The sequence below is a fragment of the Aquimarina sp. TRL1 genome (assembly GCF_013365535.1).
Taxonomy (GTDB): domain Bacteria; phylum Bacteroidota; class Bacteroidia; order Flavobacteriales; family Flavobacteriaceae; genus Aquimarina; species Aquimarina hainanensis.
In genome coordinates, this window is record NZ_CP053590.1 from 3829926 (window position 1) to 3846170 (window position 16245).

General features: G+C 34.7%; 13 protein-coding genes and 1 other RNA gene. 7 read left to right on the plus strand and 7 right to left on the minus strand.

The window, feature by feature from the left end; all coding sequences use genetic code 11:
- Nucleotides 1–22: 22 nt before the first annotated feature.
- From HN014_RS15710 to HN014_RS15720, 3 genes are all read left to right on the plus strand, one after another.
- Nucleotides 23–976: a type IX secretion system membrane protein PorP/SprF gene (locus HN014_RS15710; protein ID WP_176029801.1), complete on the plus strand. Its 954-nt coding sequence runs from the start codon at nt 23–25 to the stop codon at nt 974–976.
- Nucleotides 977–987: 11 nt separating this feature from the next.
- The gene (locus HN014_RS15715; protein ID WP_176029802.1) at nt 988–2952 is read left to right on the plus strand and encodes an OmpA family protein; all 1965 of its coding nucleotides are present in this window, start codon (nt 988–990) and stop codon (nt 2950–2952) included.
- Between the two features lie 86 nt (nt 2953–3038).
- Nucleotides 3039–3704 carry an RNA methyltransferase gene (locus tag HN014_RS15720; protein ID WP_176029803.1) on the plus strand — a complete coding sequence of 222 codons (666 nt, stop codon included), beginning with the start codon at nt 3039–3041 and terminating at the stop codon, nt 3702–3704.
- Between the two features lie 237 nt (nt 3705–3941).
- Here the strand turns inward: HN014_RS15720 and HN014_RS15725 are convergent, their stop codons facing one another.
- From HN014_RS15725 to HN014_RS15735, 3 genes are all read right to left on the minus strand, one after another.
- Complete coding sequence (locus HN014_RS15725; RefSeq protein ID WP_176029804.1) at nt 3942–4721, minus strand: carboxypeptidase-like regulatory domain-containing protein; 780 nt, start codon at nt 4719–4721, stop codon at nt 3942–3944.
- Nucleotides 4722–4857: 136 nt separating this feature from the next.
- A complete protein-coding gene (locus HN014_RS15730; RefSeq protein ID WP_176029805.1) occupies nt 4858–6612 on the minus strand; it encodes a DEAD/DEAH box helicase in 1755 nt (584 codons plus the stop codon).
- Nucleotides 6613–6718: 106 nt separating this feature from the next.
- Complete coding sequence (locus HN014_RS15735) at nt 6719–7768, minus strand: glutaminyl-peptide cyclotransferase (protein ID WP_176029806.1); 1050 nt, start codon at nt 7766–7768, stop codon at nt 6719–6721.
- An 89-nt stretch (nt 7769–7857) separates the two neighbouring features.
- Between HN014_RS15735 and ffs the strand changes: the two genes are divergently transcribed.
- The 3 genes from ffs to fsa all read left to right on the plus strand — a co-directional run bounded on the left by ffs (nt 7858) and on the right by fsa (nt 9621).
- An RNA gene (gene ffs, locus HN014_RS15740) (signal recognition particle sRNA small type) lies at nt 7858–7956 on the plus strand.
- A 112-nt stretch (nt 7957–8068) separates the two neighbouring features.
- Nucleotides 8069–8890: an SDR family oxidoreductase gene (locus HN014_RS15745; RefSeq protein WP_176029807.1), complete on the plus strand. Its 822-nt coding sequence runs from the start codon at nt 8069–8071 to the stop codon at nt 8888–8890.
- 77 nt (nt 8891–8967) lie between these two features.
- Nucleotides 8968–9621 carry a fructose-6-phosphate aldolase gene (gene fsa / locus HN014_RS15750; RefSeq protein WP_176029808.1) on the plus strand — a complete coding sequence of 218 codons (654 nt, stop codon included), beginning with the start codon at nt 8968–8970 and terminating at the stop codon, nt 9619–9621.
- Nucleotides 9622–9808: 187 nt separating this feature from the next.
- Here fsa and HN014_RS15755 read toward each other — a convergent pair whose 3' ends face one another.
- Nucleotides 9809–11239 carry a hypothetical protein gene (locus HN014_RS15755; RefSeq protein WP_176029809.1) on the minus strand — a complete coding sequence of 477 codons (1431 nt, stop codon included), beginning with the start codon at nt 11237–11239 and terminating at the stop codon, nt 9809–9811.
- 159 nt (nt 11240–11398) lie between these two features.
- Between HN014_RS15755 and HN014_RS15760 the strand changes: the two genes are divergently transcribed.
- Nucleotides 11399–13021, plus strand: coding sequence for an ABC-F family ATP-binding cassette domain-containing protein (locus tag HN014_RS15760; protein ID WP_176029810.1), 1623 nt, complete (start codon nt 11399–11401; stop codon nt 13019–13021).
- A 54-nt stretch (nt 13022–13075) separates the two neighbouring features.
- Here the strand turns inward: HN014_RS15760 and HN014_RS15765 are convergent, their stop codons facing one another.
- From HN014_RS15765 to HN014_RS15775, 3 genes are all read right to left on the minus strand, one after another.
- Nucleotides 13076–13273 carry a hypothetical protein gene (locus HN014_RS15765; RefSeq protein WP_176029811.1) on the minus strand — a complete coding sequence of 66 codons (198 nt, stop codon included), beginning with the start codon at nt 13271–13273 and terminating at the stop codon, nt 13076–13078.
- A gap of 21 nt (nt 13274–13294) precedes the next feature.
- Nucleotides 13295–14008, minus strand: a complete 714-nt coding sequence (locus HN014_RS15770; protein WP_176029812.1) for a hypothetical protein — start codon at nt 14006–14008, stop codon at nt 13295–13297.
- A 189-nt stretch (nt 14009–14197) separates the two neighbouring features.
- A complete protein-coding gene (locus HN014_RS15775) occupies nt 14198–16060 on the minus strand; it encodes a PQQ-binding-like beta-propeller repeat protein (protein ID WP_176029813.1) in 1863 nt (620 codons plus the stop codon).
- Nucleotides 16061–16245: the final 185 nt, after the last annotated feature.

Here is a 16245-nt window from a genome sequence, read left to right on the forward strand (position 1 = left end):
TTTTAGAAAAAAATAAAAACAAATGAAAAAAAAATATATAATTATTATTGCCATATTGCTTTTTGCCGCCGAACACATTTATTCACAGCAAGATGCCCAGTATACCCAATATATGTATAATACCATTAGTGTGAACCCGGCATATGCAGGAAGTCGGGGAGTGATGAGTATCAGTGGTCTTCATCGAAGCCAATGGGTAGGGCTAGACGGAGCTCCTCGTTCACAGACCTTGTCGATGAATACCCCCGTAGGGGAAAGTAATCGTGTGGGACTTGGTATTTCGATAGTTAATGATGAGATAGGACCAACACAAGAAACCTATTTTGATATTGATTTTTCCTATACGATCCCTACTTCTGATGTGGGAAAACTAAGTTTTGGGTTAAAAGCAGGAGGTCATTTGTTAGATGTGGATTTTCAGCGATTGAGTAAGTTCGATATTAATGATCCTAATTTTGAAAACAATATAGATAACAAATTTAGCCCTAATATTGGAATCGGATTTTACTATCATACCAATCGTTTCTATTTAGGGTTAAGTGCTCCAAATTTATTAGAGACAGAGCATTTTGATGAGAGCGCTACTGTAGGAAACGATGACTCTTCAACCTTTGTCGCTAAAGAACGTATCAATTATTATTTAATTACCGGACATACTTTTGATTTAAGCGATAATGTAAAATTTAAACCAGCCTTATTGACTAAGTTGGTATTTGGAGCTCCGTTACAGGTAGATTTATCAGCTAGTTTTTTACTATACGAAAAAGTAAGTCTTGGAGCAGGTTATAGATGGGATGCTGCATTGAGTGGTATGGTTGGATTTCAGATTTCAGATGGTTTGATGGTTGGTTTTGCCTATGACCGAGAAACCACAGAATTAGGAAAAGCGGTATTTAATGATGGGAGTTATGAAGTATTACTGCGATTTGAACTCTTTAAGAAATATAATAGAATGTTAACACCTCGGTTCTTTTAAAAAACGGGAAGATGATGAATTTATATACGTATTTAATTTTAGGTTTATTGGTGACGATTCCTCAATTATCAACCGCTCAGGAGAAACAACTGCATAAAGCAGATGAAAAATTTGAGCAATATGCATTTGTCGATGCCAGAAAAATCTATTTAGAGGTGGCTGAAAATGGATATACTTCTTCTGATTTATATAGGAGATTGGGGGATTCTTACTACTTTAATGGAGAGCTAGAAGATGCTTCAAAATGGTATGAGCGTTTACTGTCAGAATATGAGCAAGAAGTAGACCCTGAGTATTTGTTTCGTTATGCACAGAGTTTAAAAAGTGTTCGCCGGTACGATGAATCTGATCAGGTAATGGAAAAATTTAATGCATTGACTAATGCAGACACCAGAGCCTCAAACTATATGAGTTCCAAAGATTATCTAAATTTTATAGAACTACAGTCTGGTAAGTTTGATTTGGTGAAATTGGATGTCAATTCCAAGGATTCAGATTATGCACCTAGTTTTACAAACCAGGGGACTTTAGTATTTGCTTCTTCTCGATTTGGAAATTCGATGACCAAGACATTACATGAGTGGAATGAAATGCGTTTTCTGGATTTATTTTCTTCCAAAATAGGAGAAGATAACAGTTTAGAGGCTCCTGAGAAGCTAAAAGGACGTATTAATACAAAATTCCATGAATCTTCAACTTCATTTAGTAAAGATGGAAAAACAGTATATTTTACCAGAAATAATTATACGAAGAGACGTTTAAAAGCTAATTCAGAAGGAACTACTTTGTTAAAGTTGTATAAAGGAACGTTAGAAGGAGATAAATGGAGCAATATAGAAGAATTACCTTTTAATGGGGATGAGTACTCGGTGGCACACCCTGCCTTAAATGCTGATGGTACAATCTTGTATTTTGCTAGTGATATGCCTGGAAGTAAAGGCCTATCAGATCTATATAAAGTTGCTGTTCATGAAGACGGAAGTTATGGTACTCCAGAGAATTTAGGAGATCTGATTAATACAGAAGGACGCGAAACATTTCCTTATATCAGTGATTCAGGTAGGTTGTATTTTGCCAGTGATGGTCATGTTGGATTGGGAGGGTTAGATGTTTTTGTATCAGTTCCTGAAGAAGGTGCTTTTTCTGTGCCATATAATGTTGGTCGACCAGTTAACGGACCGGAAGATGATTTCTCTTTTGTGTTAAATGAAGAAACGAAAATAGGCTATTTTGCCAGTAATAGAAATGGAGGGAAAGGAAATGACGATATTTATAGTTTTAAACAAACAGATGAATTAATAACCAGTTGTAAGCAATATGTAAAAGGAACAGTATTAAAAAAATCAGATGGTTCTATTGTAGCAGATGCAGAAGTGGTGCTGTTAGATAATAATAACCAGGAAATAAACAGAACCAGAACAGATACATTTGGAGCATATAAGTTTAATGTAGAATGTGCTTCTTCCTATATTGTCAGAGCTTTAAAAGAAGATTATAAACCTACAGAAAAGAGTTTGGTAACAACAGAGGTGTTAGAGTATTCATACGATGTACCATTAGAAATAGGAGATAGTCTATTAGAGGTAAAAGAAGTAAATGAAGGAGATGATTTAGCAAAACTATTAGTGTTATCTCCAATTTATTTTGATTTGGATAAGTCCAGAATCCGAAAAGATGCAGAGATAGAATTACAAAAAATTATTGCAGCGCTAAAAGAATATCCTCAATTAAAAATAGATGTTCGTTCTCATACGGATAGTAGAGCGAATGATGCTTATAATCTGGCATTAAGTAATAGAAGAGCTAAGAGTACCATCGCCTATATTATCAAAAAAGGAGGAATTGATCCATCGAGAGTCACAGGTAGAGGGTATGGGGAATCGGAATTAGTTAATTCATGTACCAATGGAACTCCGTGTAGTAAAGAGAAACATCAATTAAATAGAAGAAGTGAATTTATTATTGTAAAGAAATAAATCCTATTTTTGTGAATATTTAGAAGAATAAACACATATATGTATAACGCCGCTAGTATTAGTGGCGTTTTTTTAAATTCTGTAATATGATAAATCATGAGTTACTGGAGTATTTGGAATCTTTTCTAACCCCGAGAAGGCTGGCACTATATAAAGAAGTATTAGAAAAAAGAACAAATCATTTTACAGTAGCAGTTGAAGATGTATATCAGTTACATAATACCAGTGCAGTAATACGAAGCTGTGATGTTTTTGGGATTCAAAATATTCATGTAGTTGAGGAGGTAAATAAGAAAAATATTGATAGAGAAATTGCTATGGGAGCTCAGAAATGGGTTGATATTAATAGATATACATCTGTCAAAGAATGTATTGCCAACTTGAAAAAACAAGGGTATCAGATTGTAGCGACAACTCCTCATGAACATGCAGCAACAATTCAACATTTTGATGTTACAAAACGCGCTGCTATTTTTTTTGGAAGTGAACTTAGAGGGTTGAGTGATGAAGTAATCCAGAAAGCTGACTCCATGCTGCATATCCCTATGTATGGATTTACGGAGAGCCTGAATATTTCTGTTTCGGCAGCAATTATTTTACAATACCTATCCGGAGAAATGAGAAGTAATAAAGAGATCAACTGGCAATTAACGGAAGAGGAAAAATGTAGTCTTAGAATGCAATGGGCTAAAAATACGGTCAAGAGCTATGAGCAAATTATTCAGCGATTTGAAGAAGATCAAAAGAAATAGAATGTTGTTACTCCTTTCCTGATATGTAATTATGTGTCATTTTAAAACAAATTAAATATTAGAGGTGCTGGAACTAACATGGAAACATTTAGACTAGTAATTGGAATTATCTTATTTTTAGTCAAGTTAATTTTATATCTCTACAAAACACAGTGGAAAGGAACTCCATTATATTAAAAATCGGCACAGATTAAATAATCTGCACCGATCTTAGTTATTTTTCTTAAGGAAATCAGTTTATTCCCGGTTTAGTGTTTTGTATTCTTCATAGCACTCACTAATAGCATCCAGAATTTGCAGGTCATTGGCAAACTTTATAAAATCCGCAGAGTAATTACAGTTACGTAAGATCTCATCAATATCTACCCGTTCTACTTGTAGTAAAGCCTGTAGCATTTCTCTGTCGAACTTATTTTCTAATAAGTTTCGAATTTCATCGTCCTTTTTCATTTTTCTCAGTTTCTTTAGTTCTTTAGAACGTTTACTAAACATATTATAGAGAAAATCGGCAGGATTAAAAATGGCACTCAGGACTTTATTAACCGCTCCGGGTTGTTTGCTACCTCCTTCATAACCAGAATTCAATCCGGAAATGCTATAGCGGTAGTTGTTATATACAGGTATTTTTTTTGCGTCAATCTCCAGATATCCAGTTAATTGTATTTTAGAAACAACTACTTTTTCTAAAGCAATACCCAGTTCAGTCATTTTTATTTTTACATCTCCGAATTTAATCCAGTCATTGGTTACTCTGACTTTTAAGGGTTTGTATCCGATATACGAAAAGTATAAAGTATCATTAACCTTAGCGGGAATGGTAAAAGCACCATCAGCATCTGTAATGGTTCCAATAACCTGGCTGAGATTGACAATATGTACATTTTCCAACTTTACATCATTTGCAGCATTGAGAACTTTTCCGTGAATTTCATGATTCTCAGGAGTTTCAGTAGAAGTCTCTTGTGCATATAGTCCAATATGAGATATAAGAAATAAGATGTAAAAAAGTTTTTTCATACAGCTGTTCAATAATTTAATAAGTACTCACCAGGTGAGACGTTGTAACTTTGGATTTTCCCAATAGTCAATAGTTATTTTATCGGAGCTCAATAAGCAAATCCTGAGCTCGTTTCTTGTGTAATCTCATAAGAGCTTACTTTCGATCATTACGTCTTCTGCGATCTCTTCTGCGACCTCCACCATTATTTTTATCCTCATTTCTCCTTCGGTCCCGACCTTTAAAACCTTCACTTCTTCTGCGACCCTTAAAGTTTTTTCCTTCCCCTCCGCCATTTCTTCTTTTTCCTCTGTTTCTTCGGGAATCTTTAGAAATTTCTACATTAACCTTTCTTCCTTCTAAGGTGTAATTATCAAAAACCTCCAATACTTTATCCTGTAATTCGGAGCCGGTATTGAAGAAAGAGAAACTTTCTTTAACATCAACACGATTCACCCCATCTCTACCCAGATCTAAAGCTTCTTTGAGGAAATCTTTTAGTTTCATCCAGTCAAATCCGTCTTTCTCACCTACGTTGATAAAATAACGGGTAGAAGACTCTCTGTCATTATAATGATCGCGATCAGAAACCGTATTGAGATCTTTTGCGTTTTTGTAATAATTGTGAAAACGCGAAAATTCAACAGAGAAAAACTTTTTAATAAGTTCTTCTTTACTAAATGCTTCCAGTACTTCATTAATAGAAGGCAGGTAACTGTCAATCTCATGATTGATCTCTGATTTACTAATATCATTCGCCAGGTGAAATAATTGAACCTGACATATTTCTTCTCCGCTGGGAATCTCTTTCTTTTCAAATGATTTTTTGATGATTCGCTCTACGGATTTGATTTTTCGTATTTCACTTTTAGAAACAATTACCATAGAAACCCCACTTTTTCCAGCTCTTCCGGTTCTACCACTTCTGTGAGTATAGGTTTCTATTTCATCAGGTAACTGATAATTGATTACGTGGGTTACATCATCTACATCAATCCCTCGAGCAGCAACATCTGTAGCTACTAACATTTGTATTTGTCTGTTTCTAAAGCTTTTCATTACAAGGTCACGCTGATTTTGACTCAGGTCTCCATGTAATGCAGCTGCATTATATCCGTCTTCAATTAAGTTTTCTGCAACTTTCTGTGTATCTCTTTTAGTACGGCAGAAAATAACAGAAAAGATATCAGGATTGGCATCAGCTAACCTTTTTAAGGCGTTATAACGATCTCTGGAGTTTACTACATAATACTCATGAGATACATTTTTAGACCCTGTATTTTTATGACCTACGGTAATTTCTACCGGATTAGACATGAATTTTTTAGCAATTGTTGATACCTCTCTAGGCATAGTAGCAGAGAATAGCCAGGTGTTTTTATCCTGTGGAGTATGTGATAAAATGCTGTTGATATCTTCATAGAATCCCATATTAAGCATTTCGTCAGCTTCATCCAATACACAGTATCCGATATTAGAAATATCAACCATCTTCCTGTTGATCATATCCTGCATACGCCCTGGAGTAGCAACAATAATTTGTGCGCCACGTTTGATTTGCTTTGCTTGTTCAGTAATACTGGCACCACCGTAGATTGCAACAGTGTGTAATCCCGAAATAAACTTAGAGTAATTTTTTAATTCATTTGCTATTTGCAAACAAAGTTCTCTGGTAGGAGATAAGATTAACCCTTGAGTAATTCGACTACTGCTGTCTGTCTTTTGGATTAATGGAAAACCAAAAGCCGCAGTTTTACCTGTTCCAGTCTGAGCAAGGGCAACAATATCGGTCTCTTCTTCTAATAGGATAGGGATTGCCTTTTCCTGTACCTCACTTGGAGATTCAAACCCCATATCATTCACAGCCTTTATAATAGACTCATCCAGACCTAACGCTTCAAATTTGTTCATATAAAATAAATAAGCTGCAAAGGTACGCTTTATTCTCTGTCTACAATAATAACGAGCTATTAATTATGATGTTGCATGAAAATATTGGCTCTTTTTCTTCAAAAGCCTATTTAAGAATCTTAATTTCAAATAGTTTATCCCAATTTTTACCAGTTACAAATAATTGTTTGGTCTTCTTATTGTAGGCAATTCCGTTTAGTACATCAAGCTCTGGGTGTTGGCTTACCTTCGCACGTAAACCAGATAAGTCGATCACCGCTTCCAATGCCCCATTAGAAGGATTGATCACCGCAATTCCATCTTTCTGCCAGGTATTGGCATATATTTTTCCTTCTATCCACTCGAGTTCATTGAATTTGGATTTGACACTTTTATTAGTGGTAACTTCTATATATTCTTTTTCGGCAAGTGTTTCGGGATCGAGAATCCATATCTTTTCTGTTCCGTCACTTTTGTAGATTCGGGTACCATCATTGCATAATCCCCAACCTTCTTTACTTTGATTATATCCAAAATCTCCTTTTTTTTCTAGTGTGGCTAGGTCGTAGATAAAACCAACTCTTTTTTTCCAGGTTAGTTGAATGATTTTATTGTTAAGAATCGTAATTCCTTCGGCAAAATATTCTTTAGAGATATCTTTTTTAGCAAGGATCTCTCCAGTAGTATATGCTATTTTTCTGAGTGAGGAGCTTCCGTAGCGTCCAGTACTCTCATATAAAGTATCGTTATAGAATTCCAAACCTTGTACAAATGCATTTTTGTCGTGCGGATATGTAGCTACAATTTCATAAGAATATAATTTAGGAGCAGTTTTGTTTAGGATAATCACATTTTTGGTAATGCTTTGTTGAGTACCTTCAAAATATACAGTCGCCTTTAACTGACGATTCCCTAATTTTCTATCTGTAGTTTTAAAAGAAAAAGAAGTATTGGAGGTACTTTCTATTTTTGTATCTCCTAAAAAGAAAGAGGTAGAGTCAATTTGAATATTTTTTTTGTTCGTAATACTACCTTTTATAGTCTCTCCAGCCTTAAATTTTGAGTTTTTTTGAGCTAAAGACAAAGAAAAATAATTTTTTTTCTTGTCCGGATTACTTCCACAAGAAAACAGGAGTAAATTTAATGTTATGAGGGCTAATAGGTTACGTTTTTTCATTGAGTTTAATATTATGCAAAGCAAGATATTTATTTTAATTGAGTTTAAAAAATGGTTGTAAAATATAGGAAAGGTTGTATATTTGCACCCGGCAAGTCCTACACAACTAGCTCCTGTTGAATCCTCCAGGGCGGGAACGCAGCAAAGGTAGACGGTTGTAGCAGTGTGATGTAGGTAGCTTGCCTTTTTTTATGCAATAAAGTTTCTATCTCCTTTTCTTTCGTGCTTGTTTTTTAGTATCCCGTATTTTCTTTTGATTTCTCCTTTAGAAGCATTAAAAAATGTCTGATATTTGTAGCCATGAATAAAAAGGCTAAGCAAAAAGTAGTACTCATTACCGGAGGATCTTCGGGAATAGGGAAATCGGTAGGAGATTATCTTACGAGTTTAGGAATGATTGTTTATGGAACAAGTCGTAATCCTGATAACTATAAGAAAACTTCTAATTTTGAGTTGCTTAGACTGGATGTGGCAGATGTTGATAGCATTGTATCGGCTGTAAAAGCAGTTGTAGATCAAGAAGGGAGGGTTGATGTACTGATCAATAATGCAGGAGCAGGAATTACAGGACCTATAGAAGAAATTCCTGAAGAAGAAATCATAAAGAATTTTACTACTAACTATTTCGGGCCAGTCAATGTGATTAAGGCAGTGTTACCCCAGATGAGGAAGCAACGATCCGGATTGATTATAAACGTTACCTCTATTGCCGGGTATATGGGATTGCCGTATAGGGGAGTATACAGTGCTTCAAAAGCAGCTCTGGAAATAACTACCGAAGCATGGAGAATGGAGCTGAAACAATTCAATATTCAAATGACGAATGTGGCTCCTGGAGATTTTGCGACCAATATTGCAGCAGGAAGATACCACGCTCCGGTATTAGATGGCTCTCCATATAAAGAAGTATATGGAAATACATTAAAACTGATGGATGATCATGTCGATAATGGTAAAGATCCGCTGGAAATGGCAAAGGCAATGTATAAGATTATAAATAGTTCGAGTCCCAGGGTACATTATAAGGTAGGGGAGTTTATGCAGAAGTTTTCGATTGTCCTTAAACGGATATTACCGGATACGATATATGAAAAATTAATAATGAATCATTATAAATTGTAATTTTAATGACTGTGCGACAATGATTATTTATATATTCGCCGAGTCTAAGAAAAAGTTATAAATCTAAACACAACAGCATGAAATTTTTTATTGATACAGCGAATCTGGACCAGATTAAAGAAGCACAGGATTTAGGAGTGCTAGATGGAGTAACGACGAATCCTTCTTTAATGGCAAAAGAAGGGATTACAGGAAAAGAAAACATTATCAATCACTATAAGAAAATATGTGATATTGTAACCGGAGATGTTAGTGCAGAAGTTATCTCTACTGATTTTGAAGGAATGGTTCGAGAAGGAGAAGAGTTGGCAAAATTGGATGATAAGATCGTTGTTAAAGTTCCTATGATAAAGGATGGAGTAAAGGCAATTAAATATTTTAGTGATAAAGGAATTAAAACAAATTGTACATTGGTATTTTCTGCAGGACAAGCTTTATTGGCTGCTAAAGCAGGAGCTACATATGTATCGCCATTTATTGGTCGTTTGGATGATATCTCTACAGATGGACTTAATTTGATTGCTGAGATCCGAATGATTTATGATAACTATAATTTTGATACGCAAATTTTAGCAGCTTCAGTACGTCATACAATGCATGTTATTGACTGTGCTAAAATTGGGGCAGATATTATGACAGGTCCGTTATCTTCTATCGAAGGGTTGTTAAAACACCCATTGACAGATATTGGTTTGGCTAAGTTTTTAGCAGATTATAACAAAGGAAATTAAGCCAGATACTGGTTCTTATTATAAATAAAACCTCCCGAAATAGGGAGGTTTTTTATATTGTAAACGATCCTGTACATCCAGTGATGATTGGCAAATAAAAGTTTTTTATTGATAAAAGCTTTAGAAGAAGATTGTATTTGTTCTTAATGCTGTTTTTTTATTGATATAAAGAATCAATGATAGACTGTTACAAATTACCTTGTTGTTTTAGTTCTTCTTTTAATTGCGTTGAGAACAAGTTAGATCGGGCGTTAATGATTTTACCATCCTGATCTACAAGTATGACCTGGTTTCTATAATAAATAATTAAGTCTTCGGAAGAACATTTAGGAAATCTGAAAGCAAATTCTTTATTGAGATCGTATTGGTTTCTCTGAATGGTTCTTCTCCAGTTACTATTGTATTCTTCATCAATATTGATCCCAATAAATTCAGTATGAGGAAACTGTTTTTCTAACGCAGCTGCTTTTTTATGAGCTTTTAGGTAGAGGTCTCTATGTTCTTGTAGCGACCAAAAATAAAATACAGTAACTGGTTTTTTTAGTAAGGAAGTAAGCGGGATAATCTCTCCTTTATGTGTTAATAAGTCCTGTTCTGGAATACTGCTTCTAGGTCTTAACCGGTATGCGGCTTTTGCTAGTTTTTTTAACTCACGTTGGTTGTTTTTGTTATTACTTTTTGACAGGAAGTACTTCAGAACTTTATTAGAAGCAATATCATCTTCTGAATTTAAGATAAAACGCTTGGTAATGGCTCTGAGTAGATTGTCTTTTATATAGGGTTGATCAATAAGGCTATCGACCAGGTTTATTTCATATTTGGTTATTCCCAGAGAGTTTCTGTTTATCAGACCTCCTTTGGTATATTTGGTATAGGCAGCATTAGTCAGGTAATTGCTTAAGAAACGATTGTACGAATATAAATTGGATAATACGAGATCGTTAAAATCTACTTCCTTTTGATAATTGAAGAAATCTTTGGGTAAATCTGTGATAGAATCCAGATTTGTAATTCCGTAATGTTTGTAGAAATAGATTTCGTACCTGGAATAAAAATCATAAGTAAAGCTGGCTTTTGTTATTTTTTTTGCCAGATCGCTAAGTGTATTTTTTGCAGCAAATTGATCGTGTTTGTTTAACCGCTCTTTTAGTAGATATTGTTGTTTTTTGCGAAAATCCTCAGGGGAAAAATTAAAGTAATACCGGTTTAGGTTTTTTCGTTCTTTTTCATTCTGAAGGAACATGTCTATCAGGAAATTATTTTTTTTTGCCCCATCTCCTGTGAAGACCAAAGATTCATCAAACTCCAGTGTATTGAGACGTATCAAGGTACTATCTCCTTTTTCCAGAAGTACAATCTGATTCTCAGGGCTGTGGTAAAAAAGGTATGCCCCTTCTTGTAGGCTGTCCATTTTGTATAGGAATCGATTGTTTTTATCCAGATATATAGTATCTCCTTTTCCATATTCTCTGTAAAGAATGATATAATGAGAATTAGGGTTGACAATTTCCCCTCCAAAATAGGTGCTTTCTCTGATTTCTTCTTTTTCTGTTCCACAACTATAAAGTATCAGAGAAAATAATATACAAATATAGAATCTTATTTTGAGGGTGAGCATTTGTTTGTTAATTAGTGCACTAACCTACAAAAATAGAGCTATACATATTGTATGCAGTTAATAATATGTTAATTCTGTATTTGTGTACAGAATGTTTTAGGGTTTTGTTTGATTTGTCTACTTTTGCCGAAAAATTAAACTCAATAGAATTTATACAACATGTTATCAGTTTCTAATCTTTCTGTTCAGTTCGGTAAACGCGTCTTGTTTGATGAAGTGAATACTACCTTTACACAGGGTAACTGCTATGGTATTATTGGTGCTAATGGAGCAGGAAAATCTACTTTTTTAAAGATACTTTCTGGGAAAGTGGAACCAACTTCCGGTCATGTACATCTGGAACCGGGAAAACGAATGTCAGTATTAGAACAGGATCATTATGCATATGATGAGTATACAGTATTAGAAGCGGTGATCATGGGTAATAAACCGTTGTATAAAATCAAAAAGGAGATGGATGAGATCTATGCCAAACCTGATTTTAGTGATGCTGATGGGGAGCGAGTGGGAGTGCTTCAGGTGCAGTTCGAAGAAATGAATGGGTGGAATGCAGATAGTGATGCGGCATCAATGTTATCCAATCTGGGGATTAAAGAAGATCTTCACTACACCAAGATGGCGGATTTGGACACTAAACAACGTGTTCGGGTTCTACTTTCTCAGGCATTGTTCGGTAATCCAGATGTATTGATTATGGATGAGCCTACCAATGATCTTGATTATGAAACGATCACCTGGTTAGAAAACTTCTTGGCTAATTATGATAATACGGTAATTGTGGTGTCTCACGACCGTCATTTCCTTGATGCAGTGTGTACACATATTTCAGATATTGATTTTGGAAAGATCAATCATTATAGTGGTAATTACACGTTCTGGTATGAGTCTTCTCAGCTAGCAGCGAGACAACGAGCACAGCAAAACAAGAAAGCAGAAGAGAAGAAAAAAGAATTACAGGAGTTTATTGCACGCTTTAGTGCTAATGTTGCAAAATCAAAGCAAGCGACTTCTCGTAAGAAAATGATAGAGAAATTAAACATAGAAGATATCAAGCCTTCTAGCAGAAGATATCCAGCAATCATTTTTGAAAGAGATAGAGAAGCAGGAGATCAAATTCTGAATATTAGCGGATTGGAGGCAAGTGTAGATGGAGAATTGTTGTTTAAGGATGTAGATGTTAACCTGAATAAAGGAGATAAGGTAGTTGTTTTCTCAAAAGACTCAAGAGCGACAACAGCTTTTTATCAGATTGTAAATGATAAGCAAAAAGCTGATGCAGGAACTGTAGCCTGGGGAGTAACAACTACACAATCATACTTACCGGCTGATAACAGTGAGTATTTTGGAAGTGATCTCTCTTTGGTGGATTGGTTACGTCAGTGGGCAACTACAGAAGAAGAAAGAGAAGAAGTATATATTCGGGGATTCTTAGGAAAGATGATTTTTAGCGGAGAAGAAGCTTTGAAAAAATGTAATGTGCTATCAGGAGGAGAAAAAGTGCGTTGTATGCTGTCAAAAATGATGATGACCCGTGCCAATGTGGTAATGTTGGATGAACCGACAAACCACTTGGATTTAGAGTCAATTACAGCGTTCAATAATGCGTTAAAGAAATTTAAGGGAACCGTATTGTTTACTACTCATGACCACGAATTTGCACAGACAGTGGGAAATCGTGTTATTGAATTGACACCTAAGGGGGTAATTGATCGTTACATGGCTTTTGATGAGTATATGGGAGATGCCAAAGTAAAAGAATTACGAGAAAAAATGTATTCGTAATACCTGAATTAAAAAGAAAGAAAATGAAAGGGCTACTTATACAGTAGCCTTTTTTTATTGTTTTTTATTAGAGAAGTATTTGACAATAGAATACCCTCCATAGATAATTACTGCAACAGTAAAAAAGGCTCTGAAATTCCATTCTCCTCCGTTATTGATTCTGTTATACAGCCTGAAACTTCCAAAAATGACTAATGCAAAGCCAATTAATAAGTCCCAGTGTTTTCTCGGTTGTTGATTGTTTTCTTCCATAGGAACGAAAATACTAACAAATTATGAATTATAGAATTTACTATTCCAGATTGCGGGATTGAAATTTTTTCCTAGAGCAAAACCATAAAAAAGAGCTATGGCTGCAATCCATTTAAAAACAAATAGAAATACGATAACAGTTTGTGAATGAGAAGGAGTCTTGCTAAAGAGTCCTATAGGAATAAAATAAGTAGTTATAACACTTAAAAGAAAAATTAACAATACTAGATTCTCAAGGCTTTTGAAGGACCATACTAAAAGTTTTCTCGCAGGATGAAGATCGTTTCCCCATTTGTGAATCAGGTAGAAATAATCATTCCCTATAGGAGTAAACAGTAGGGGATCATCTTCATTTTCTAATTTAAACATTTTAGAAGGAGCTATAATTTTATACCCTTCAATAGTGGTTTGATGTTCTCTTTCTAGAGTTTTTATAATACGAATAGCTTCAGGAGGAAGTGCTCCTTTAAAGTATTTAGTATCTAAAAAGCGAAGACGATAGTCAATGCATATTTTTTTTATTTGATCGATATGATAAATGCGATTAGTATCCAGTAAATCAAAGTTAAAAACGGTTTCACGGGCAGTAGAAGCAAGTGTAGCCGCAATTCTGTCTTCTCTTTTTGCTTCGCGAACAAAAATAGCTTTTACTTGCTCTTCCCAGCTGTCTTCATTGAATTCACGAGCTCTTACCTGAGTAAGTTTTTCATGGATATTTGTCCTTTTTAGTAGCATACGATGCAGCTTTATAGTATACTAAGGTACGTATTTTTGAGGGGGAAATCAATGGGTAAAGAAAGCTTTAACAACCAGAAGAGGTGAAATGTTAACTTCTTGCTAAGAAGAAATGAAGCTATAAGTGTTTAAAAAAAGCACTGTCATTATAGAGACAGTGCTTTTGTTTGTTGGATTGTCTGTTTGATATTAAAACTGATGTGCAGATATCAAATGATTCTTCTCATTGATGAATACAACATTGTCTATTTCATCAATAAAATAATTGGGAGTTTTATCTAGTAATTCTATTTGAGTATCAATGGCTCCGGTCTTTTTGTTAATCATATAAATATGATGTTTAGTAGGGGCATTTTCTGATTTTATTTTTGCTACGATAAATTTGTGCCCCTGAATCGATTTAGAATTAAAAAAACGTTTTTTGGTAACTTCAAAAACAGGGGTCATACTACTACTGTCCGGACCTGTGTATAATCCAGCAACAACGGATTCCTCTACAACTGCATCTGTTTGATCATTGGATGCGCGTAATGCTCCTCCTGATAAGGAAGACAACATTTTTATATTGTCCAGGTTTCCTTTGATATCCAGGTCAACTCCAGCAATATTAAGCCCTAGTTGTGCTACTTGTACCAGTCCTCCGATAGAAGAAGGAGGATCAAAATATTTACTGTACTTAACAGCTCCGTCAGGAGTTAATAAAGAGATGTGTTGAGGTGTTTGGATAAGGTATCCAGCTCCGGCTACATACTCAGCCATTAAAGGGGTCTTTCTCTTTACATTTTCCAATTCGATATCTTGCGCAAAAAGATCAATTTTTCCAGAAGATAAGTCAAATTTGTATCCTTTTTTATTTTCAAAAAGCATTACCTTTTTTTCTTGCTCATCAAAAGTAACGGCAGGAATGCTTTTGAACTTTACATCTTTGTCCCATACATCTTTTCCTTTGTCGTAATCAAGGATGTTAGAACGCTCGGTAGATACATATAATACTCCATTTTCTGTAGGGGTAATGTAGTAAGCATATCCTTTTACTTTACTGGTCCATATTTTCTTTCCGTTAGGATCTACTAAAGATATAGTTCCGTCTTTTTCGTCTTTCCCAATAGCAATTAGTCCTTTTTCATGAGGAATTACTTCATCCAGGTAATCAATTTTAAAACTCTTTTTCCATTTAAACTCATTTGTTTGTGGATCGATAATGTTAAACCCTTCTGTCTCAACCAGGATGAGGTTATTGTCTTTATCTGGACGTACATCGATTAATGTTCCTCGTAGTTTTAGTTTTCCAGGAGTGATATCTTCTCCTGTAGCAGGTTGTAATACTTTTAGGGTTTTTGCTTTTTTTACTCCAAGGTATAGGCTGTTATTTTTTTCAGAGTATACTAATGCTTTTATTTTTTTATTAGCCTCATGTGTCCAAACGATAGCACCGGTCTCTGCATTGATCGTATATATCTTTTCTTTAATTCCCAGAATTAAGTTGTTTTCTTTGCTAAAATAGGGACCTTGATTAATAAAAGATCCTGAGAAGTATTTTTGGATAAGTCCTTTTGACTCTCCAAGATCTGCAACCCATTTTTTAGACCAGCTTTCCAGGCTAAAACACATTAGTTTTCTTGTTTTGTCTTTTAGGAGTTCAAAAAGGATGATTTTATTATCCGGATAGAGGGAGAAATTTTTTATTCTAGCTCCTTCATCTTTGGTATCGTATACGATATTTCCGTTACTGGAATTGATGATTATTCCACGAGTTTTTCCTGCAATGGGAACATATTCAATGTAGAAAAGAGGAAGACCATCTATCGTCAGAAAAGTGTTTTTATCAATAGCTTTGAGTTCTTTGTTGTGCCATATGATTTCTCCGGTGGCATTGTTCATGGCTAATAAACCTTTTGCACCCGAAGCAATAATATATCCATCATTGGATTGTTTGATCCAACCTACTTCATATAATTGTTCTTTTAGGTTGACTTCCCATATTTTTTTTTGAGAATAGATAGTAGGGACACTACTCAAGATAAGTAGTGCTATTAGTATGATTTTTTTCATAAAAATATAGCTGATAATGTTAAATTTTGTTAAATATCTACTGTTTTTTTGATACTACAAAATTTCGTCAGCTTTATAATGAAGAAAGTGTAAAATAGACATGTCCATTTATAAAAAAGCAAGTTATAAAGACTTTATAACCTGCTTTTTTTGAGTACTACGTTGACTCGATTATCGTGATATGC